Source organism: Flavobacterium sp. (assembly GCF_041911335.1).
Lineage (GTDB): Bacteria > Bacteroidota > Bacteroidia > Flavobacteriales > Flavobacteriaceae > Flavobacterium.
This window is the reverse complement of sequence record NZ_JAYRPD010000029.1, coordinates 1-23,466: the sequence shown is the minus strand read 5'-3', so window position 1 is coordinate 23,466 and position 23,466 is coordinate 1. Positions and strand designations below refer to the sequence as shown.

The following is a 23,466-nucleotide window of genomic DNA, read 5'->3' as shown; positions in this document are numbered from 1 at the left end:
TAGTTATTCCGCAAACTTCTTAATTATTTCTTAAATAAACAAATAATACTTCGGAATATTACTAATTTATTTTTGTTAAAGTTTTAGTTTTAAAAAAACATTTTACGGAAGATTCTCTTATCAAAGATGAAAATTTCGTAAAAAGGTTGCGTAGAAAATTATATTTTTGTCAAAAAAAAGAATGTTAAGTAAAAGTTACAGTAATTTAATATTAGAATGCGGAACAGATGAAGCAGGAAGAGGTTGTTTAGCTGGCCCCGTAACAGCAGCTGCCATTTTACTCCCTAACAACTTTGAACTTAATCTCCTTAACGACTCCAAACAACTCTCAGAGAAAATCAGAGAAAAACTAAAACCTATAATTGAAGAGAAAGCAACTTCCTTTGCCGTTACTCATATTTTTCCAAATGAAATTGATGAAATAAACATATTAAATGCTTCAATGAAAGCAATGCAAGAATCTGTTTTAAAATTAAATCAAAGACCAGAGCACATAATAGTAGATGGAAATCGTCCTCTGAATGGAAAATTAGGCATGAAACAAAAAACAGGAAGGATTTTTAATAATGAAGAAATTGAACTTTTAAAATCAATACCAAACACAAGTATTATTAAAGGTGATAGTAAATATTTAAGTATTGCCACTGCATCTGTTTTAGCAAAAACTTATCGGGATGAATACATGAATAAGATTCACGAAGAATTTCCAATGTATAATTGGAAGAAAAACAAAGGCTATCCAACCAAAGACCATAGAGAAGCTATAAAAAAATACGGTCCCTGTAAATACCATCGCATGAGTTTTAGACTATTACCAGAACAGCTGAGTTTGGAGTTTTAGAATTTACACAGAGGTACACGGAGATTTTTTTACTCTGTTTGTTTTGAATAGAGCTACACAGAGCGTTTTACTTTTTTAAATTTCCACCAAACTAAAATACTTTTAACTTGATTTACAATAAATACAGAGAAAACATTCTATCTTATAGAATACTCAATTAATTTAAACATACTTGCATATATAAGATAAGTATGATATATATATTAGACATATACGGGATATGTATGGGATATGTACGGGATAAAACTTACTTAAACTATTTCTGCTTCAAACAAATTTTGAAAATGTTTTAGGATTTTTTCTTTTACTTCTTGCTCATCTACTTCTCTTCTTAATTCTACGTGCATGGAGGTAACGGCTTTTCCTTTGATGCCACATGGAATGATGTTGTCAAAGTAGCCTAAATCGGCATTTACGTTTAGAGCGAAGCCGTGCATGGTTACCCAACGTGATGCTCGCACTCCCATAGCGCAAATTTTTCTTGCAAATGGCGTTCCTACATCAAACCAAACTCCGGTTTCGCCTTCGCTACGAGTTGCGTGTAAACCATATTCAGCTAGTGTTAGAATAATGGCCTCCTCTAAGAATCGCAAGTATTTGTGAATATCTGTGAAAAAGTTTTCTAAATCTAAGATGGGATAACCTACGATTTGTCCAGGCCCGTGGTAGGTGATGTCGCCTCCTCTATTAATTTTGTAAAAAGTAGCTCCTTTTGCTTCTAGTTGTTTTTCGGAAAGTAATAAATTTGAGATGTCACCACTTTTTCCTAAGGTATAAACATGTGGATGTTCTACATAGAGTAGGAAGTTGGGAGTGGGAAGTTGGGAGTTGAATTGTCTATTTTGAACTTTGATGTCCACAATTTCTTTGAATAATTCTTCTTGATAATCCCAAGTGTCTTTATAATCTTTATTTCCTAAATCTTGAAGTTGGACTTTATTGTTCATAGTAAACGAAATTGTGTTTTGAAAAGTGAAGCAAAGATACGAATTGTTTTTTGATGATGGGTGATGGAAGTTGGAAGATGGAAGTTGGGAGATGGAAGTTGGGAGATGGAAGTTGGGAGATGGAAGTTGGGAGATGGAAGTTGGATGATGGAAGTTGGTAGTGAAACTTGAAACCTGAAACTTTTGAACTTGAAACAAAATAAATTATCTTTGCACGCTTAAATACAATACTATGCAACTTTCGGAACAAGAAATCATTAGAAGAGACAAATTAAACGCTTTACGCGAACTTGGAATTAACCCTTATCCAGCGGATTTATTTCCGGTGAATCACACTTCAAAGCAAGTGAAGGAAAATTTTGAAGAAGGCAAGAAGGTAATTTTGGCTGGACGTTTGATGAGTGTTCGTGATCAAGGAAAAGCTTCGTTTGCTGAATTACAAGACAGCGAAGGAAGAATTCAGTTGTATTTTAATCGTGATGTGCTTTGCGAAGGTGAAGACAAAACACTTTACAACCAAGTTTTCAAAAAATTAACCGATTTAGGTGACTTTATTGGAATTGAAGGAGAATTATTCATGACGAAAGTGGGCGCCATGTGTGTTCGTGTGGATGATTTTAAAATGTTGAGCAAAACATTAAAACCGCTTCCGTTACCAAAAACAGACGAAGAAGGTCATGTGTTTGATGCCTTTACTGATCCAGAATTGCGTTACCGTATGCGTTACGTGGATTTAGTGGTTAATCCTCATGTGAAAGAAGTTTTTATGAAGAGAACCAAATTGTTCACTGCTATGAGAACGTTTTTCAATGAAGCGGGTTACATGGAAGTAGAAACTCCGGTTTTACAATCGATTCCTGGTGGAGCGGCAGCACGTCCGTTTATTACGCATCATAATAGTTTAGATATTCCATTGTACATGCGAATTGCTAACGAATTATATTTGAAAAGATTGATCGTTGGTGGATTTGATGGTGTTTACGAATTTTCGAAAAACTTCCGTAACGAAGGAATGGACAGAACGCACAATCCAGAATTTACTGCAATGGAAATTTATGTAGCCTACAAAGACTACAACTGGATGATGGAAATGACTGAAAATTTATTAGAATATTGTGCTTTACAAGTAAATGGAACTACAGAAGCTACTTTTGGAGAACACAAAGTAAACTTCAAAGCTCCTTATGCAAGAGTAACGATGACCGATGCCATCAAACAATTCACTGGATTTGACATTACTGGAAAATCGGAAGATGAATTGCGCGAAGCTGCAAAATCTATGGGAATTGAAGTAAACGACACCATGGGTAAAGGAAAATTAATTGATGAAATTTTTGGTGAGAAATGTGAAGGCAACTTTATTCAACCAACTTTTATTACCGATTATCCAAAAGAAATGTCGCCATTATGTAAATCGCACCGCGATAATCCAGACTTAACAGAGCGTTTTGAGTTGATGGTTTGTGGAAAAGAAATTGCCAATGCGTATTCGGAATTAAATGATCCAATTGACCAAAGAGAGCGTTTTGAAGCTCAAATGGCTTTAGCCGCAAAAGGTGATGACGAAGCGAACGGAATTATTGACGAAGATTTCTTAAGAGCTTTAGAATATGGAATGCCACCAACATCTGGTTTAGGAATTGGAATGGATCGTTTGATTATGTTCTTAACGAATAATCAATCGATTCAAGAAGTGTTGTTTTTCCCGCAAATGCGTCCTGAGAAAAAAGGTCCAGAATTAACAGAAGACGAAAAACATATTATCGAAATTTTAAAAGCTAACGAAGGAATTTCTATTGGTGATTTAAAAACTAAATCAGAATTAAGCGGTAAAAAATGGGATGCTGCTAGTAAGGGATTAAGTAAACACGGCTTGATGCGTGTTATTGTAGATGGCGAAAACAAAATTGCTGAGTACTTAGGAAAATAACTTCAAACAACTAAATTTCAAAGCGAAACTTTTTATAGAGTTTCACTTTTTTTTATTCTCTAATTAAACCTTTTTATTTCCTGAATGTCTTATCATCAAAACAATTAAAAAAACGAAAAGATGAAAAAATTAATTTTAGCAATTGCTTTAGTGATGACAACATTAACCTTTGCACAAGACAGAAAACAGGGAAGAGAAAAATTAACTCCTGAACAGCAAAGCGAACTTCATGTTAAGAAGATGACTCTCGATTTAGATTTGGATGCACAACAACAAAAAGAAGTAAAAACCATTTTTTTAGAGCAAGCGAAAAAAAGAGAAGCCAAAATGGCCGAAATGAAAGCTAAAAGAGAAAAAGGTGAAAAACCATCTGCTGACGAAAGATTTGAAATGAAAAATGAGATGTTAGACAATCAAATTGAAATGAAAGCCAAAATGAAAAAAATCTTAAAGCCAGAGCAATTTAAAAAATGGGAAGAAAACCACGATGAAAAAGCAGCACAAGCAAAAGAAAAAATGCAAAAAAGAGTAAAAGAGCGCAGAGGTAATTAATTATTTTTGACAAAATGTTTTGTTTTAATCTCAAATTTAATTTAGATTTGACAAACCAAAAAAAAATCAACTGTATTTAATTATGAAAAAAATAGTCTTTTCTCTAGTATTATTCTTTGCGTTTAGCGCTTTATCTTTTGCTCAAGATCAAAAATCAAACGATCCTAAAATGGCAGCAAAGTTAGAATTAAATGAATTGGTAAAAGTGATTCCTTTGGAGAGCAATTTAGAAAATGGCTTATATGATTTATTAGTTTACAAACACGTAAATTTAGCCAAAGCTACTTCTGATAAGGAAAGAAATGAAGTTTATTCAATAATGAAAAGTAAAATTGACGGATCTCTTTCTCCTGAGCAGTTAAGAAAACTTAAAAGCAATAAAGCTCTTTATGAGAATCTAATTAAATAAAAAATGTCCCGATTATCGGGACATTTTTATTATAACTCTCTTGCTGTTTCTGCTATTGCATTAATTGTAAAATCTAAATCTTCATACGTTAGTGCATCTGTTATGAACCAAGTTTCATAAGCCGATGGTGCAATATAAACTCCGCGTTTTAATAATCCGTGGAAGAACTTTTTAAATGTATCGTTATCACCATTTTTAGCGGTTGCAAAATCATAAACAGGTTTGTCGTCAAAATGTACGGAAATCATCGAACCCACTCTATTAATCGTAAAAACAACGCCTTCTTCTGTTAATACTTGACGAATTCCCTTTTCTAAGTAGGCTGTTTTTTCATCTAATCGCTTAAAAATAGCAGCATCAGCATTCAATGCTTTTAGCATTTCAAGTCCGGCAGCCATGGCTAATGGATTTCCTGATAAAGTTCCAGCTTGATATACTGGACCAAGTGGTGCTAAATAATTCATGATTTCTTCTCTGGCAGCGAAAGCACCTACTGGTAATCCTCCACCAATAACTTTTCCGAAGCAAACAATATCCGCTTGAATTCCGAATAATTCTTGAGCTCCTCCTTTTGCTAGGCGGAATCCCGTCATTACTTCATCAAAAATAAGTAAAGCTCCGTTTTCTGTACAAACAGCTCTTAGTGCTTCTAAAAACCCTTTTGCTGGCGGAATACATCCCATGTTTCCTGCTACAGGTTCTATAATAATGGCTGCAATTTCATTTTTATTTGCTTCAAACAAGGCTTTTACATTTTCAATATCGTTATAAGCTGCTAATAAAGTATCCTTTGCAGTACCCTGTGTTACCCCAGGAGAATTTGGCACACCAAACGTACTCAAACCACTTCCTGCTGCAATTAAAAAAGAATCGGAATGTCCGTGGTAACATCCTGAGAATTTGATAATTTTATCACGTTTTGTATAGCCTCTTGCCAAACGAATCGCACTCATACAAGCTTCTGTACCTGAATTTACAAAACGAATTTTATCGATATTTGGCACCATAGAAACTGCTAATTGAGCAATTTGAGTTTCCAACTCTGTTGGCATTCCAAACGAAGTACCTTTTTTTGCTTTTTCGATAACGGCATTCACTACTGGTTCGTAAGCATGCCCTAAAATCATAGGTCCCCATGAATTGATATAATCTATTAATCGGTTCCCATCTTCATCATATAAATAGGCTCCTTTTGCTTCTTTTGCAAAAATAGGCGTTCCTCCTACTCCTTTAAATGCTCTCACAGGTGAATTTACTCCACCCGGAATTACTTTGTTAGCTTCTACAAATAGTTCGCTACTTCTTTTATATAACATTATTTTATTTTGATTTGTTGCCCGATTGAAATGGCATTGTCAGACATATTGTTTAATTTCTTTAAATCATCTACTGTAAGTTTGAATCTTTTTGACAAAGAATACAAAGTATCACCTTGTTGAATGGTATAATAATCTCCGCCTTGCGCTACAATAACTTCTTTTTTAACTGGTTTGAAATCGCGACTCAAGACTTCGTTATCGTATTTGTACAATTCGAAACGCTCTATTAAGCCAATTAATTTCTCTGGGTATTTTACGTCGGTTGCATAACCTGCCGCTTTTAATCCTTTTGCCCAAGATTCATAATCGCCTTTATCTAATTTGAATAAACTAGAATATCTTGGTCGTGAAGTTAAAAACAACGAATGATCGCGATACGATTCTGATGGATGTTCGTATTTTCTAAAACACTCTTGTTCGGAATCGTCATCGTGTTTTACACTTTCCCCTGTCCACTCTTTATGGCATTTTATTCCGAAGTGATTATTGGCGCTTAAAGCTAATTTTCCTTTTCCAGCACCTGATTCTAGAATACCTTGTGCCAAGGTAATACTTGCAGGAATTCCGTGAGCTTTCATATTGTTTTGAGCAATTTCTTTAAAATTATCTACATAAAACTGAATTTCTTCGGCATACGTTTTTACATTTGAAGTTGCTTCTAAGCTAACTTCTGAATCGGTTTTAGCTTTTGAATCTGATGTTGCTGATTTAGTTGATGAAGTAGTTACAACAGTTTTTTTAGCTGTCGTTGTTTTTGTTTGCGCTACTGGCTGTTTTTTAGTGGTAACTTTAGGCTTTGACGTTGTTCTCACCACAGGGCGCGAACTGGTACAACTTACTACTAAAAGTGCTAGTAAAAAAAGGGCTAACTTAGTCTTCATCATATCGTATTATTTCATTATTCTTACTTTGTAAAGCAAAATTCATGCCTTTAATTCCTTGTAAACCACCGGTGTGAATCATTAGAATTTTAGCATTGGGCGGAAAATATTCTTTCTGTATCAAATCCAAAACTCCAAAAACCATCTTACCCGTGTAAACAGGATCCAATGGGATAAACGTTTGACTGTAAAACGAATTTAAAAACTGAATCAATTCGTCATTTACTTTACCATATCCTCCAAAGTGATAGGCGTCATTAATATTCCAATTGGTTTTCACTACAAAATTACGAATTACATCAGATAAAAAAGCACCTTTTAAGGAAGAAAATCCAATTATTTGCTGTTTTTCGGTTGAAGAATTAATCAAACCTGAAATTGTTCCACCTGTACCAACCGCACAAGCAACATGAGTAAAATAGGCTTTATCCGTATCTGTTAAAATCTCTTCACACCCTTTAATTGCTAATTCATTAGTTCCTCCTTCGGGTATCATATAAAAGTTTCCAAACAATTCGTGAAGATGATTTGCAAACGCTTTTTCTTCTTTTTCGCGATAAGCTGTTCTACTTACGAAGTAAAATTGCATGCCTAATTCTTGTGCTTTGGCTAATGTAGGATTTTCTGCTATTTTACTTTCAAGTTCTTCACCGCGAATAATTCCGATGGTTTTAAATCCAAATTCTGCGCCTGCTCCTGCAACCGCTAAAATATGATTGGAAAAAGCCCCACCAAAAGTTAACAATGTAGTATGTCCTAATCGTTTTGCTTCTTGGATATTGTATTTCAACTTTCGGAATTTATTACCTGAAATTATGGGATGCAGTAAATCTTCTCTTTTAATGTAGAGTTCAATTCCGTTTGGAAAAACCATTTCGATTTTCTGATTTTGACTTTTTTCCATAAAAAAAGCAGCTTGAATAAGCTGCTTTCAAATATACTACAATATGTGTTTATTTTTTATAAATAGATACTTTTTTACTTACAATAATATTATCTGCAGTAGTTGCTTTTACAACGTAAACACCATCACTTAAAGCTCCTGTAGCAAATTGATAAGAATCATTATTACCTAAATTTTCTTTATTTAAAATTAATTTACCTGTAATATCATATAATGTAATTGATTTAATATCTTTTTTATATGTATTTAAAATGGTTAACATTCCTTGTTCATTATTTTGAACAACAGCAAACATATTATTCGCCTCATCAGGAGTTGTTAAAGTACCTCCCGTATTTTTAAATGTAATTTCAAATCTTGTTTTATTATCCCCTGCAGGTAAAGTCATATCAAAAACTCCATTCTTAATATCATAATAAATATCCGTTAATTTATCATGAATAAACACTTGGTCAGATAAATCAAACCCATATAAATATTCTGACACCCTAACTTGAAAACGTGTTTGTGAATCACATCTAAACCCGATTGGATAACCTTTATCAATATCAAAAGAAGTTAATGAAGTTCTAAATTCATTAGTTGTTCCCTCTAAAACTTGATAAAAACTAATTGGATTAGCAGCATTAACTCCTGGAGTATCAGCTCCTTTTTCAAAACCATCAGAATAGCCATTTGCAAATCCTAATCTATTAAAAAGATAACCTCCATCATTTATGAATGCAACCAAAGCTATTTGTGGTGCGTAATAATTCACACGTTGTGTGGTGTAGTCTGTACCCGCAACATTAGGAATTTCATCATAAAACAAATCACTATCAATAGAAGAACTTTCAGTTGTGCTTCTTGCTAAAGGAGTTGCATCTACATCTGTTTCTCGTCTAAAAACGCGATATGAATTTCGCATTGTAGCTGTACCTGCTCCATCACCTCTAACCATAAAACCTTGACCAATAGGCGTAAATCTTAAGTGTAAATTTGCTGTTCCTGCAGGAACTAAATTAACATTATAAGTACCATCTCCATTATAATTCCAAAAATCTGCTGGAGTATAGCCCGAACCTGGAGTGTATGTTCCATATCCACCTTCATATTGATTTAAGTAATGTGAATTAACAGCAACTTGTTCCCAAAAATATGCTGTACCATCAATTGAAGTATTGTTTAACCCAACATCGTCAGCCGTTCCCCACAACAAATCAGGACCTGGAGCATCAGCTCTCAAATACATATTCAAATCAACCGCACTAGGATAAGGATTTCCTACTAACGTAAAATTACCATTAGAAACTGGAACCGAAATCGTACCGTCATTTGGTTTTCCTCTAAAATCGTAACGTTGTCTGCTTCCTGAATTGTTTTGCACATTTTCTGCAGCTTGTGCAATAGTTGCATCGGTACCTGAAGTTCCTTTCATGGTAAACCCTTCACCTGCGTTGATTGCTGTAGCAGCTCCCACATAAGCCCATTGCGCATAAGCATTAGACGTTATGAATTTCCAAATCCAGTAAGGCGCTATTGCCAGAGGATTGGTAGTACCATTATAATTGTTAGTTGCCAAAATAGTTGCAGGAACACTAGTTGTCAATCCCGTTGGACGGTTTAACATGGTAATTCCGAAAGCTTCATTTCCGATTGCCGCCGTAGCATTTCCGACTGGCGAACACCAATAATTGTACTGAAAATTATTTACCGTACCTTCTTGAAAAACAGATAACTTACCAGCACCCGTATTGGCACCAGCACCAGTGGTACCTTGTAATAGTTGCGAATTATTTCTAAGAAAGAAATTTCCATTATTTTGTAAATTTACATCTTGTTTTACGTACATGAACTGATCGTTAACAAATACGTAACTATTTGGGCTAACATACATTTGAGAGAATGCTGTTAACGACCCCAAAAAGCCTATAGCGGACAGTATAATTCTTTTCATAATCCTGAAATTTAAAACATTACCCGACAAATATAAGTATTTCCTTTTTATTATCCTTAAAAAAAAAACAACATTTAAACGATAAAAAGACTCATTTCGTCCCATTTTTTTTCACTTTACCTGCATTTCATTCCTTTTACCTTACTTTTTTAAGAAAATTTTAAAAAATTATGTAAAAAAATAAAATTAATTCTGTAAGAAAAATCAACACCTCTTTTTTACTTAAAAAACAGCATTTCATCGATTTTTTTATACACTTTATCGATTTTTTTACTATTTTTACCAACAATACAAGGTTTTCACAAAACTACCTTTTAAATGTGATGTAAAATATTCTATTTTATTGATATATTTGTTTTTTTATAGTCTAAAATTAGCATTTCATTCATTTACGAGGAAATTCAAATCTTGGATTTAAAAATGATAAAAAAATCAAAACAAAGAATACAAACCCCCTATTTATGAAACAGAATTACAATCTACTAACTAGTTCTACTGCATTTCCCCATGCATGGAATACCTTTTTTCAGAAAAGTAAAACAAAAACCGCTAGCTTACTAGTTGTGCTTTTTACGCTATTGGGATTTTCTGATGCGTTTGGGCAGGTTGTTTTTACAGATAACACGCCTGGAGGTTCAGAAACATTTACCGTACCAGCTGGTGTTACTTCAATTACAGTTGGTATTTGGGGAGCTGGAGGCGGAGGCGGAGGTTCTAATTCTAACAATGATGGTGGTTCTGGCGGAGGCGGAGGCGGAGCAAGCACAAGAGTTATAGCTGTAACTCCTGGTGATGTCTTTACTTATACAGTAGGAACCGGTGGTATTGGAGGTGTAGCAGCTGCAGGGACAGGCGCAGGTGGTACTGCAACTACTTTTGTTAGAGCTGCTTTAGGCATAAATATGGTTGCAAATGGTGGTACAGGCGGACAAGGAAACAGAGGATTTGCAGGGACAGGTGGAACTGCCTCTGGCGGAACAACAAATGATAATGGCCTTAGTGGGACTGTAGGAGACAATTCTGGACAAGCCGGTGGTAACTCTGGAACAGTTTTAACTATTTTTGGAGCAGGTGGATCAGCACTTATAAATAACCCTGGTAATCCAGGAACTATACCAGGCGGCGGCGGCGGCGGCGGCGAAAGAGGTGGTGGAGTAGATAGAGCTGGTGGCGCTGGTGCAGATGGTCAAGTAAGAATTAGCTATCTATTAATACCTAATGATGTATGCTCAGGAGCTATTAGTATAACTTCAAATACTACATGTACACCTACTACAGGTTCAACTTTAGGTGCCACTGACAACAATGAAACTGGAGATTGTACAGATGGAACTGAAGAAGCTGTGTGGTATAGCTTTGTAGCAGTAGCCAGCACACATGTGATAACAGTTGATGGTGCACTAGGCATAGATCCTGTGTTAGGCGTTATTTCCGCTTGTGGCTCTGCAACAATACCAACTGGTGGTGCTTGTATTGACGCAACAGGTAATGATGGAATAGAAACAAGAACATTAACCGGTTTAACTATCGGTAATACCTATTATATTCAAGTTTACGATTACTGGGGTGTAAATACTAATAACGCTTTTACCATTTGCGTAACTCACACTTCTCCTCCAACAATTACTTCTTTTACACCATCAAGTGCTTGTGCTAGTTCTTCACAAACAGTCGTTATTACAGGAACCAATTTTACAGGAGCAACCGCAGTTACTATTGGAGGAACAGCTGCTGCTTCGTATGTAGTTAATTCTGCAACACAAATTACTGCAACAATAGGAACAGGAACAACAGGAGCAGTACGAGTTACGACACCAGGAGGAACTGCTACATCGGCAGCTACTTTTACAGTAAACCCTTTGCCTGCAGCAATTGGTGGCGGCGCTACAACGGTTTGTACAGGAGTTTCAACTCCTGCCTTTACTAATGCAACACCAGGTGGTACTTGGTCGGTAATACCAGCGGGAGGAACTGCAAGTATAACAGCTGGTGGTATTTTAACAGGAACCACCGCAGGAAATGTGAGAGTTAGATACACACTACCTTCAGGATGTTTTATAGAAACAGCTAACATAGCTGTACAACAAACCCCAGGTGCAATAACTGGAGGAGCGGCAACGGTTTGCGTTGGATCATCTACTCCTGCATTTACAAATCCTAATGGAGGTGGAACTTGGTCTGTACTTAATGGAACTGGTGCTGCAACAATAACTTCACCAGGCGGTGTTTTAACAGGAACAACAGCTGGTACAGTTACGGTAAGATATACCATTGGTTCTTGTACACCAGCCACTTATAATTTAACGGTAAACCCTACCCCTACAGCAATTGGCGGTGGAGCGGCAACCGTTTGTGTTGGCGGTACAACACCAGCCTTTACAAATGCAACTGCTGGAGGAACTTGGTCAACAAGTAATGCAAATGCTACCATAAATGCTTCTGGAGTATTAACAGGAGTCACTTCGGGCACTGTTAGAGTTATATATACTTTACCAACAGGATGTTTTGTAGAAACAGCTTTAATAACCATTAATAGTTTACCTACTACTGTAGCCACCCCAACTCCAACAAACGGAGCAACAGGTGTTTGTTATGCAGGATCAGGAGCAGTTACAAGTATCTCTTGGGGTGCTGTAGCTGGTGCCACCTCTTATGATGTATATTTTGGTGCAGGAAGTGTTCCTGCAACAGTTACTGCAAACGTAGCAACTAATACCTACAATACAGGAGCTTTAGCAGCTAACACAACCTATTATTGGCGAATTGTTGCTAAAAATGCCTGTGGAGACGCTCCTACTTCTGCTACTTTTATTTTTACAACTGCAACTGCAACTTGTGTTTGTATCCCAACAGCAACTACAGATAATGGTACAGGAATTACAAATGTAATTTTCAATACTATAAATAATTCTACAAGTGGGACATCAGCTTACAGCGATTTCACCTCTATTTCAACCTCATTAATGGGATCATCTACTTACCCATTAACAGTTAGAGTTAATACTGCAGGTAACTATACTGTTTATGTAAGAGCATGGATTGATTGGAATTCAAATGGCGCGTTTGAAGCAGGTGAACAATACAATTTAGGTAGCGCAACAAATGTAAATAATGGCGCTACATCTGCAAGCCCATTTAACATATTAGTTCCTAACACTCCTGGTACATACCGTATGAGAGTGAGAGCAACTTACAATGTTACACCAACTGAGTGTGGCAATCAAAACTATAGTGAAGCAGAAGATTATACGATTAACGTTTTCTCTCCTACACCTTGTGTTGCACCAACAACTCAACCAACAGCTTTGACATTAATACCTAGTGGCAATTTTATTTCAGGTTATTTCTCTCCTGCTGTACCAACAGCTAACAGTTATTTAATTGTTATGAATACTACCAATGTGGCTCCAACACCTGTAAATGGAACAAATTATGTCATAGGAAACACCATTGGAGCAGGAAATACAGTAGTAGGTATTGGAAGCGGTACTACTTTTGTGGCCTCTGGTTTAACGCCATCTACTAACTATTATTTCTTTGTATATGCATTGAATAATTTATGTACAGGAGGTCCTTTGTACAATACTACTTCTCCATTAAATGGAACTTCATCAACTACAACAGCAAACCCATCGTACTGTTCACCTTCACCTTCTGTTGGTGCTGGCTTCGAATCTTTAACTTATTTTACCAATATTAGTTTTGTAGGAACTTTAAATGATGTTTCTAATAATTCAACCTATTCTAGTGCTCCTAGAGGTTACCAAGATTTTACCACTTTACCTAATGTAGCTAGACAAGCACAAGGGCAAGGGGTAAATATTTCAACCCAAACAACCAATCGTGGCTACATGAAAGCATGGGTAGATTGGAACAAAGATGGAGACTTCTTAGATGCAGGAGAAAAAGTATATGATGTTGGAGGTATTGCTTCCTATTCAACTACTTTTGGATTTGTAATTCCTACTTTACAAGCAGTTGGAAATTACCGAATTAGAATTAGAATTAGTAAAGATGATAGTAGTAATGCATGTATAAATTGGGGTTTCTGTGACCCAGATGCTATTAGTAATTTTGACGCTTGCCAGAACATTAATTACTATGGTGAAACAGAAGACTACATTTTCACAGTAGTAGCTAGTTGTTCTGCAGTAATCACTGCGGTAACTGATGGAGGAAATTGTGGATCAGGTAATGTAGTTTTAGGAGCAACAGGTTCTGGTGCACCAACACAATATCGCTGGTATACCACCGAATTTGGAGGAACTCCTGTAGCAACAACAGCAACTGGAAGCTGGACAACACCATTTTTAGCTGCTACAACAACGTATTGGGTAACTGCTTTTAATGGATGTGAATCACTAGTAAGAACTAAAGTAGTAGCAACTATTAGTCCACTAGCCAACTTAACATTTACTCCTTCCGTACCTGAAGTTTGTGGTGAAAATAATGTATTATCATTAACTGCTTCTGGAGACAAACAACTATCTTATTTAGTTAACGAACCTTTCAATTCAGGTTTAGGAGTTATGATTAATGACAATATTGTAAGTAATGGAGGTGTAACTGACGGATTAACACAATGGCAAAATAGACCAAGTACATTTGTACCTGCACAACAAGTATGGTTCCCTGCAATTGCATCTGGCTTAAATGGAAATAATTTTGCAATGGCAACTTCTGATGTTGGTCTAGTCACAACACACAATGCTATAATGTCACCTGTAATTAATTCTACTAACTATTTAAATTTAACAATGTCATTTGACATTTATTATTCCAGATATTATGTTGATGGCACTGATTTAGCATTAGATTATGTAACGGTTGATGTATCTACAGATGGTGGTGTTGCTTGGACAGAGTTAACGCGTTACACTGCAGACATTGGTTATGGCACACGTTTTGTAAACAAAACATTTAACTTAAACGGTCACATCAATCAAAGTAATTTAAGAGTACGTGTTCGTTACTATGGTCAATGGTGTGATGGTCTAGCAATTGACAATTTCAAAGTTTATGGAGATGTACCATTAAATACTTCATTTGATTGGACAAGTGTTACACCTGTAGCGGCTTTCCAAGATTTTGCTTGCACAACTCCTTATGTTACTGGAACCCCAATCACTACAGTTTACATTAGACCTACACTTACACAATTAGAACAAGTAACTTATGATTTTACTGCTACTGCAACCTTATCTAATGGGTGTTCGGTAAGTCAAAATATTTCAATTCAAAATAAATCAAAAGTTTGGAAAGGTGGAACAAATGGGGATTGGAATAATCCAAACAACTGGTCTCCAGTAGGAGTTCCTGATGCCTCTACTTGTGTTATTATCCCTCCAGCTGCTAATACTTCTAATGTATTAGGAACCAATTATAATGGATTTGGAAAAACATTACAAGTTGTAAACGGTGGTAATTTAACCATTCATCCTTCTAACACTCTAACCATTACAGATTTTGTAGAAGTTAGAGGTGCAACGAGTACTTTTAACATTGAAAACACAGGAAGTTTAATTCAAGTGAACAATGTGGCTAATAGCGGTATCATTTCTATGAAACGTAATGTAAACATAAGACAATTAGATTATGTTTACTGGTCATCACCTGTTGCTAATTTTGCTTCTAGTGCCGTTTCACCATTAACACCAACAGGATTCATTTACAAATGGGCTCCAACACTTGGAGGAACTGTGAATAATCACGGTAATTGGGTTGGTGGCAATGAAGCTATGGTTAACGGTAGAGGTTATATCGTTAGAGGACCAAGTACTTACACATCAACCTTACAAAACTTTACTGCTAATTTTGTTGGAGTACCAAACAATGGAAACATTACAATACCTGTAAGTAGGGGAACCTATAATGGAGGAACTTATAATACATTAGTATCTACAACTTTAGGAACAGCAGACGATGACAACTGGAATTTGTTAGGAAATCCTTATCCGTCTGCAATTAGTGCAAATACTTTCTTAGCAACCAATACAAATTTGGCTGGGTTTATAAAATTCTGGACTCACGGAACACTTCCATCAGCAGCAATTTCTGACCCATTCTATAACAACTATGTTCAAAATTATACGGTTGCAGATTATGTTACATATAATGCAACAGGAGCAAATCCTCCTATAGGAAATGGTAATATTGCAGCAGGACAAGGTTTCTTTGTATTAATGAATCATACTTCAGCTGCTACGACAGAAAATGTAGTTTTCAATAACAGCATGAGAAGAAATGACTATAGAAATGATAATTTCTTTAGAAATTCAAATACAACTAATTCTGAAAATGAAGAAAAACATAGAATTTGGTTAAATTTAATTAGTCCTTCTACCACTTCAAGCACGGCTTTAATTGGTTATGTTTATGGTGCAACTAATCAACTAGACCGTATGTATGATGCCCCTGCTTTAGATGTAAAAACAAATTTTGAATTGTATTCCTTCTCAAATACAGATAAATTAAACATTCAAGGAAAGTCATTACCATTTACCGATACAGATCAAATTCCATTAGGTATCTCAATTGCTCAAAATGGAACACATACTTTAGGAATTTCAACAGTTGATGGATTATTTGAATCTGCTTCACAAGGAATATATCTTGAAGATAGAAATTTAGGCATTACTCACGATTTAAGAGTAGCTCCTTACAGCTTTACTGCTACTACTGGTAGATTTGAAAATCGTTTTGTATTGAAGTTCAACAATGAAACGTTAGGTAACGAAGACTTTATTACAAATACTGTAACAGTATACACTAACGAAAGTATTAATATTAGTGCTCCAAACCAAGTTATTAAATCGGTACGCGTACATGATTTACTTGGCCGCGTTTTAGGAACGTTTAACAATGTGAATAGCAATACATTCTCATCTAAAAACATTGCTAAAACACAAAGTCCTTTATTAGTAGAAGTAACATTATCAAACGGAACTGTTGTTAGTAAAAAAGCGATTTACTAATTACAAATACTTTAAAAAACTCCAAAAAGACCTTTGCTTTAAATAGTAAAGGTCTTTTTCATTTGCATAAGCTTCTCGTTCAAATGAAATATTATAATAAGCCACTCTCCTATTTTTATATCTTACCAATCGAACTAAAAATTCAATTCCATACCAAATAAAAAATAAGACAATCAAAAGCTCTAATTGTTGTCGAATATGAATTCTTTCATGGTTTAATAAGACCGTATGTGCTTTATCTTTTTTATCCGATAAAAACACAAACGGAAAAAAGGTAAAACCTCTAAATCCTTTCGGAATTAAATATTTAAAAACTAGTACAATCATTTCATGCAAAGTTGCTAAATTTCTTCTTTACTTTATTATTTAGCCAAAGGAAAGAAGAAATCTTGGTTAAAAATATTTATTTTTGTAGAAGTTAAAATAACTACGTTAGGTGTAGGTATAAACTGTAATAAAAAATTTCGTTTCTACAGTTCTCGATACATTTTGCAAATGCAAATCTACGGCTTTGCATTTGCAAAATACTCGAAGTGACGCAATTGGAATTACTTTAAAAAATGAAAATAACAAAATTTATGTTGAAAACTAATTATACCCAACTAGTAAAAATAACGATTTTTAAGTCGATTTGTCGATATGAATAACGATATCAATCCGAATAATTTAAAAGAAGGGGAAGATTTTTATTATACTCCTGAAGGATACAAGTGTTTTACAGAAAAGTATCATTTAAAAAGAGGGTATTGTTGTAAAAGCGGATGCAGACATTGCCCTTATGGTTTTGATAAAAAAACTGGAACGAATAAGAAGAAGTAGGAGACTGGGTGATGGGGAGACGAGGTGATGGGGAGACGAGGTGATGGGGAGATTGGGTGACGGGGTGATGGAGTTGATTTATTTTTATAAAATAACAGAATGGACATACAATTATACAAATACCGAATCAAAATTCACAAGTCTTATCATAGGGCTGATATTCGTTATCCTTAGTTTTGTTAATTAAGTTTAACAAACAAATTATTCAGAACAATCTCGACTTCGCTCGATTTGACAAGAGACTACCATACTCGATTTGACAATATTTTATAATACACAACAAACTATATACTAAAAAATGACATTTCAAGAACAAATATTACAAGGCATTCCATCGGTATTACCCAATCCAAAACCGTATGAAGCGGATATTAATCATGCTCCAAAACGAAAAGAAATTCTTTCAGACGAGGAGAAAAAATTAGCTTTAAAAAATGCACTTCGCTATTTTGATGCAAAACATCATGCCGAATTAATTCCAGAATTTAAAGCGGAATTAGAAACTTACGGAAGAATTTACATGTATCGTTTGCGTCCAGATTACAAAATGTATGCTCGACCAATTCATGAATATCCGGGAAAATCTGAACAAGCAAAAGCGATTATGCTAATGATTCAAAACAATTTGGATTATGCGGTTGCACAGCATCCTCATGAATTAATTACCTATGGCGGAAATGGTGCGGTTTTTCAAAATTGGGCACAATATCTCTTAACCATGAAATATTTGGCCGAAATGACGGACGAACAAACGTTAGTCATGTATTCGGGTCATCCAATGGGATTATTTCCATCGCATAAAGAAGCTCCAAGAGTTGTGGTTACAAACGGAATGGTTATCCCAAATTATTCCAAACCAGACGATTGGGAAAAAATGAATGCTTTAGGCGTTTCTCAATACGGACAAATGACTGCTGGAAGTTATATGTATATTGGTCCGCAAGGAATTGTACACGGAACAACAATCACCGTTTTAAATGGTTTTAGAAAAATTAAAAAATCACCAAAAGGCGGATTATTTGTAACTTCTGGATTAGGAGGAATGAGTGGCGCTCAACCAAAAGCTGGAAATATTGCAGGTTGCGTTACCGTTTGTGCCGAAGTAAATCCGAAAATTACCCATATTCGTCATTCTCAAGGTTGGATAAACGAAATTGTAGAAGATATTACCTTATTAGTTGCTAGAGTTCGAAAAGCATTAGAAAATCAAGAAGTGGTTTCCATTGCTTACTTAGGAAACGTAGTAGATGTTTGGGAACGCTTTGATCAAGAAAATTTACATATCGATTTAGGCTCTGACCAAACTTCATTACATAATCCTTGGGCTGGAGGCTACTACCCTATCGGTTTTACTTTTGAAGAATCGAATGAAATGATGGCAAATGAACCTGAACGTTTCAAAGAAGAAGTTCAAAAAACCTTACGTCGTCATGCGGCAGCGATTAATAAACACACAGCAAAAGGAACGTATTTCTTTGATTACGGAAATGCCTTTTTGTTAGAAGCTTCTCGTGCTGGAGCCGATGTTATGAATGACCATCCAACATTAGGTCGTGAATTCAAATATCCAAGTTACGTTCAAGATATTATGGGCCCCATGTGTTTCGATTATGGTTTTGGACCATTCCGTTGGGTTTGTGCTTCAGGAAATCCAGAAGATTTAGCAAAAACGGATAAAATTGCTTGCGATGTTTTGGAAGAAATGATGAAAAATTCACCGTCAGCAATCCAACAACAAATGGCAGATAACATTCAATGGATTAAAGGTGCGCAAGAAAACAAATTAGTTGTAGGTTCACAAGCTCGTATTTTATATGCTGATGCCGAAGGACGAATTAAAATTGCAGAAGCCTTCAATCAAGCGATTGCTCGTGGTGAAATTGGATATGTAATTTTAGGTCGCGACCATCATGATGTTTCCGGAACCGATTCTCCTTACAGAGAAACTTCCAACATTTATGACGGCTCTAGATTTACCGCTGACATGGCGATTCATAATGTAATTGGAGATAGTTTCCGAGGTGCTACTTGGGTTTCTATTCACAATGGAGGCGGTGTTGGCTGGGGAGAAGTAATTAATGGCGGATTTGGTATGGTTCTTGATGGAAGTAAAGAAGCATCAAGACGCTTAGAGTCAATGCTTTTCTGGGATGTCAACAACGGAATTTCAAGAAGAAGTTGGGCAAGAAATGAAGGTGCTATTTTTGCAATAAAAAGAGCTATGGAGACGCAACCTTTATTAAAAGTTACCATCCCTAATTTAGTAGATGAATCTTTATTGTAGTTTCAGGTTTCAAGTTTCAAGTTGAGCTTCTATTCCTGAAATCAAAACTTAAAACTAAATATTATGAAAACATTAAAATTACTTTCAATTCTATTTATAGTTACTTTGGCTTCCTGCAGTTCTGTAAATGTCAATGCTGACTATGATAAAAATGCTTCATTTAGCAATTACAAAACGTATGCTTACATGAAGAATAACTTAGACAATATTGCCATTTCGGACTTTGATAAAAAAAGAATCTTAAATGCGATTGATGAAGTTATGGCCACTAAAGGTTTTACGAAGTCGGAAAATCCAGATATTATTGTAAATATCTTCACTAAAGAACGTGAACGTGTAGAAGTTTATCAAAATTATGGATTTGGCTGGGGTTGGGGACCTTATTGGGGCATGGGAATGAATCGCCCTGCAGTAACAACCACACCAGAAGGAACCCTTTTTCTAGATTTTGTAGATACAAAAACAAAGGAATTAGTTTGGCAAGGACAAGGAACAGGTTATCTTACCCAAAATAGAGATAAGAAAGAGGCTGTAATAAAAGAATTTGTAGTTAAAATTTTAGATCAGTATCCTCCGAAATAAAAATATTAAAAGGCGTAACTATATAGTTACGTCTTTTTTATTAAATAATTTTTTTTTACACTATTTAGAACCTTTATTTTGTAGATTTGTAGTCGCTTTTCAAATAAAGTTTATTATTCAAATGGCTCTAAAAAAAATCATACTTATACTAATATTAGTATTTTCTAATTTAGGATATTCGACTTCTTCTAAAATTGAAAACCATGTTAGTCATGCAGTTATTGCCCCATTAATAACGTCATTTACACCTGCTTCAGGTCCAAAAGGAACTAGAGTTACAATTACAGGATCTGGATTTTCAGCCACTTCTCAAGTTAATTTTAATGGTTTTAATGCTATTACAGTTTACATAAACTCAACTACATTACAAGCAATAGTACCTTTGATTGCAAGCGGAGAAAACCAGACAATCACTGTAATTGATAGTGGTGTTTCAACCAATGCAGCAACTTTCTTTACTTTGAACACCACATTAGGTACGTGTGCTTCTTTTACAGATTTAATTATATCAGAAGTATATGATTCTGGAACTGGGAATGTGTGGTATATGGAATTATACAATCCAACAAATACCCCAATAATTTTAAATGCTCCAGGAAGTATTTACAAACTAGAACGCTATGGGTCTATTGGAAACCCATCGCCTACTAGAACCATTGATTTAACCGGAACTGTCCCTCCTAACAGTGTTTATACCTTAAAACTTGGAAATGCATCACCAAATACGTGTAATGCAATTACATACAATTTCACAGAAACTGGTGCGGGTATTAATGAAGATGACGAAATTAGACTAACCAAAAACGGACTCCCTATTGATGTTGTTTATTGTCCAGATGAAACAGGATATACCATAAAAAGAAATTCTAATGCAAGTGGACCTTCCAACATTTACGATGCAACAGAATGGACTACTTTATTATCAGAAACTTGTACGGATTTAGGCCTATTTACTGTTTCAAATAATTTACCAACAATTAACAGCCATCCAATTGATGTAACTGGTTGTCCTTCAACAGCAACTTTTGCAGTTGCCGCATCTGCAACTGGTATATTAACTTACCAATGGTATTATAACAACGGAACAAACACAAACTGGACATTACTAACTTCAGTTTTTCCTGGAGTTACGCTTTCAGGAACAGCATCTCCTTCTTTAAGTTTGAGTGGTAACCTCACAACATTAAACGGTTATCAATTCTATTGTGCAGTTTCATTAAATGCGTCATGTACTATAATTTCTAATGCAGCAACATTAGCTATTTCATCAACCACAACACCTACATTCAATCAAATTTCACCAATTTGTCCTGGCCAATCCTTTACATTACCCTCAGCCTCAAATAATAGCACTGCTATTAATGGAACTTGGTCGCCAGCGATAAATACTACGACAACTACGACATATACATTCACACCAACTGCAGGGCAATGTGCTACTACAACAACTATGACTGTGGTAGTAAATCCAAGTACAACACCCACATTTACTCCAATAGCACCTATTTGTTCTGGCCAAACTTTTACATTACCAACAACATCAACTAATAGCACTGCAATTATTGGAACTTGGTCACCTGCTATAAATAATACTGCAACTACAACATACACTTTTACTCCAACTGCAGGACAATGTGCTACAACAACAACCATGACGATTGTAATAAATCCGAGTGTCACTTTAAGTTTAACTTCCGTAGCAGGAACTGACAATCAAACCGTTTGTACGGGAAATGCCCTTATTCCTATTGCCTACACGTTTGGGGGTAGTGCTACAGGTGCTACCGTTACTGGACTTCCTGCTGGAATAACGGCTTCGACTTCTGGGAATGTGCTCACTATTACTGGAACTCCTACGGCAGCCTTCACGTATGCTGTAACAACCGATGGAGGTTGTGGGAGCATAACACTTAACGGTACAGTAGCCCTAGGCAGTCCGGCGAATTTAAATTTATATTGCGATAGTGCCAATTCTACTCCTACAGCTTTAGCTTTTGATTTCAGTAATGTAGGTCAGACCAATTTCACTTACAGCTACACTATTGATGGAGGCGCTCCTATCACTGGAACTCACATTTCGCCATCCAATTTTACAGTATCTGGCTTAACACCGGGACAAGTCGTAGTTTTTACTATTACAGCTAATGGTGTAGGATGTGTACCACCCGAAACCGTAAGTTGCACCACCTCATGTCCGAGTCCAACTTTAACTGATGGCGCAATTTGTGTGGATGAATTTGGAGTTCCATTCCAATCCTACACATTAGATTCAGGTTTAGATAATGCTATTTATGATTTTGTATGGTATTTTAATGGAGTCGCGATTCCAAATTCAAACAATGCTACTTATACTGCAAATGCAGTAGGTACATATGGTGTAATTGCTACAAATAGTGTTACGAATTGTGTTTCTTCAGATGTTACCACTATGGTAACTGCAAATGTCACTTCAGTAACACCAGTTGCAAGTATGGCTGTAACCCAAAGTGCTTATTTTAGTGGAAATGCCACTTTAATAGTGAATGTAACAGGAGGAAGCGGAACACTAATGTATTCTTTAGACGAAGGAACATTACAATCGTCAAATGTGTTTACAAATGTAAGTTCTGGACCCCATACCATAACCGTAATTGACACACAAGGATGTACTTATTTAACTTATACATTATTGGTAATTGACTATCCACAATACTTCACTCCAAATGGAGATGGCATCAACGATACTTGGTACATTGCTGGTTTACAAAATACGGATGTAATTAATATTTTTGACCGATATGGCAAATTAATCAAACAGTTAAAAGGAGAAGAATTTTGGGATGGTACTTATAACCAAGAACTACTTCCATCAACAGATTATTGGTTTACAGTAGACTATTTGGAAAATGGTGCTAAAAAACAATTTAAAGCGCATTTCGCCATGAAACGATAATTAAAAAAGAGTTAGTTTTAGACTGCACCCAAAAGTTTAGACAAATTTATAATTAATTTTGATAATAGTGAGCTCGATATTTAATCGGGCTCATTTTGTTTAGATTTGATTTAATTCTTTCGTTATTGTAATAGTTTATATATTGTTTTATTTCAT

At 35.5% G+C, this 23,466-nt stretch carries 16 protein-coding genes; 9 read left to right on the top strand and 7 right to left on the bottom strand.

Going from position 1 to position 23,466, the window contains the following annotated elements:
- Positions 1-181 precede the first annotated feature (181 nt).
- Positions 182-841: a ribonuclease HII gene (locus ACE3PD_RS03425; protein WP_374399620.1), complete on the top strand. Its 660-nt coding sequence runs from the start codon at positions 182-184 to the stop codon at positions 839-841.
- Positions 842-1,092: 251 nt separating this feature from the next.
- Here the strand turns inward: ACE3PD_RS03425 and lipB are convergent, their stop codons facing one another.
- Complete coding sequence (gene lipB, locus ACE3PD_RS03420) at positions 1,093-1,788, bottom strand: lipoyl(octanoyl) transferase LipB (protein ID WP_374399552.1); 696 nt, start codon at positions 1,786-1,788, stop codon at positions 1,093-1,095.
- Positions 1,789-2,020: 232 nt separating this feature from the next.
- Here lipB and lysS point away from each other — a divergent pair, with 232 nt between their 5' ends.
- From lysS to ACE3PD_RS03405, 3 genes are all read left to right on the top strand, one after another.
- Positions 2,021-3,718 (top strand): lysine--tRNA ligase, encoded by a 1,698-nt coding sequence (gene lysS / locus ACE3PD_RS03415; protein WP_374399550.1) that lies wholly within the window; start codon positions 2,021-2,023, stop codon positions 3,716-3,718.
- A 120-nt stretch (positions 3,719-3,838) separates the two neighbouring features.
- Positions 3,839-4,270, top strand: a complete 432-nt coding sequence (locus ACE3PD_RS03410) for a hypothetical protein (RefSeq protein WP_374399548.1) — start codon at positions 3,839-3,841, stop codon at positions 4,268-4,270.
- A gap of 82 nt (positions 4,271-4,352) precedes the next feature.
- Complete coding sequence (locus ACE3PD_RS03405; RefSeq protein WP_374399546.1) at positions 4,353-4,679, top strand: hypothetical protein; 327 nt, start codon at positions 4,353-4,355, stop codon at positions 4,677-4,679.
- Positions 4,680-4,708: 29 nt separating this feature from the next.
- On the opposite strand, the gene hemL is transcribed toward ACE3PD_RS03405, so the two are convergent.
- From hemL to ACE3PD_RS03385, 4 genes are read right to left on the bottom strand one after another with little or no spacing between them, the layout of a single operon-like run.
- On the bottom strand, positions 4,709-5,995 hold the full coding sequence (gene hemL / locus ACE3PD_RS03400) for a glutamate-1-semialdehyde 2,1-aminomutase (RefSeq protein ID WP_374399544.1): 1,287 nt from the start codon (positions 5,993-5,995) through the stop codon (positions 4,709-4,711).
- Positions 5,995-6,882: a glucosaminidase domain-containing protein gene (locus tag ACE3PD_RS03395; RefSeq protein WP_374399542.1), complete on the bottom strand. Its 888-nt coding sequence runs from the start codon at positions 6,880-6,882 to the stop codon at positions 5,995-5,997. The genes hemL and ACE3PD_RS03395 overlap by 1 nt, the downstream gene beginning before the upstream one ends.
- Positions 6,869-7,783 carry a 1-aminocyclopropane-1-carboxylate deaminase/D-cysteine desulfhydrase gene (locus tag ACE3PD_RS03390; RefSeq protein ID WP_374399540.1) on the bottom strand — a complete coding sequence of 305 codons (915 nt, stop codon included), beginning with the start codon at positions 7,781-7,783 and terminating at the stop codon, positions 6,869-6,871. Before ACE3PD_RS03390 ends, ACE3PD_RS03395 begins: the two co-directional genes overlap by 14 nt.
- Positions 7,784-7,832: 49 nt before the next feature.
- On the bottom strand, positions 7,833-9,719 hold the full coding sequence (locus tag ACE3PD_RS03385) for a T9SS sorting signal type C domain-containing protein (protein ID WP_374399538.1): 1,887 nt from the start codon (positions 9,717-9,719) through the stop codon (positions 7,833-7,835).
- A gap of 461 nt (positions 9,720-10,180) precedes the next feature.
- On the opposite strand from ACE3PD_RS03385, the gene ACE3PD_RS03380 reads away from it, so the two are divergent.
- Positions 10,181-16,693 (top strand): GEVED domain-containing protein, encoded by a 6,513-nt coding sequence (locus ACE3PD_RS03380; protein ID WP_374399536.1) that lies wholly within the window; start codon positions 10,181-10,183, stop codon positions 16,691-16,693.
- Here ACE3PD_RS03380 and ACE3PD_RS03375 read toward each other — a convergent pair whose 3' ends face one another.
- Positions 16,694-17,020 (bottom strand): hypothetical protein, encoded by a 327-nt coding sequence (locus tag ACE3PD_RS03375; protein ID WP_374399534.1) that lies wholly within the window; start codon positions 17,018-17,020, stop codon positions 16,694-16,696.
- Positions 17,021-17,332: 312 nt separating this feature from the next.
- Here ACE3PD_RS03375 and ACE3PD_RS03370 point away from each other — a divergent pair, with 312 nt between their 5' ends.
- From ACE3PD_RS03370 to ACE3PD_RS03355, 4 genes are all read left to right on the top strand, one after another.
- Positions 17,333-17,512: a DUF5522 domain-containing protein gene (locus ACE3PD_RS03370; protein WP_374399532.1), complete on the top strand. Its 180-nt coding sequence runs from the start codon at positions 17,333-17,335 to the stop codon at positions 17,510-17,512.
- 298 nt (positions 17,513-17,810) lie between these two features.
- Positions 17,811-19,796, top strand: coding sequence for a urocanate hydratase (locus ACE3PD_RS03365; protein ID WP_374399530.1), 1,986 nt, complete (start codon positions 17,811-17,813; stop codon positions 19,794-19,796).
- Positions 19,797-19,859: 63 nt separating this feature from the next.
- Positions 19,860-20,378, top strand: a complete 519-nt coding sequence (locus tag ACE3PD_RS03360) for a DUF4136 domain-containing protein (protein WP_374399528.1) — start codon at positions 19,860-19,862, stop codon at positions 20,376-20,378.
- A gap of 121 nt (positions 20,379-20,499) precedes the next feature.
- Entirely contained in the window at positions 20,500-23,310 is a 2,811-nt protein-coding gene (locus tag ACE3PD_RS03355; RefSeq protein WP_374399526.1) for a T9SS type B sorting domain-containing protein, read from the top strand.
- Positions 23,311-23,362: 52 nt separating this feature from the next.
- On the opposite strand, the gene ACE3PD_RS03350 is transcribed toward ACE3PD_RS03355, so the two are convergent.
- Positions 23,363-23,461 carry an IS3 family transposase gene (locus ACE3PD_RS03350; protein ID WP_374398722.1) on the bottom strand — a complete coding sequence of 33 codons (99 nt, stop codon included), beginning with the start codon at positions 23,459-23,461 and terminating at the stop codon, positions 23,363-23,365.
- Between the last annotated feature and the right edge of the window lie 5 nt (positions 23,462-23,466).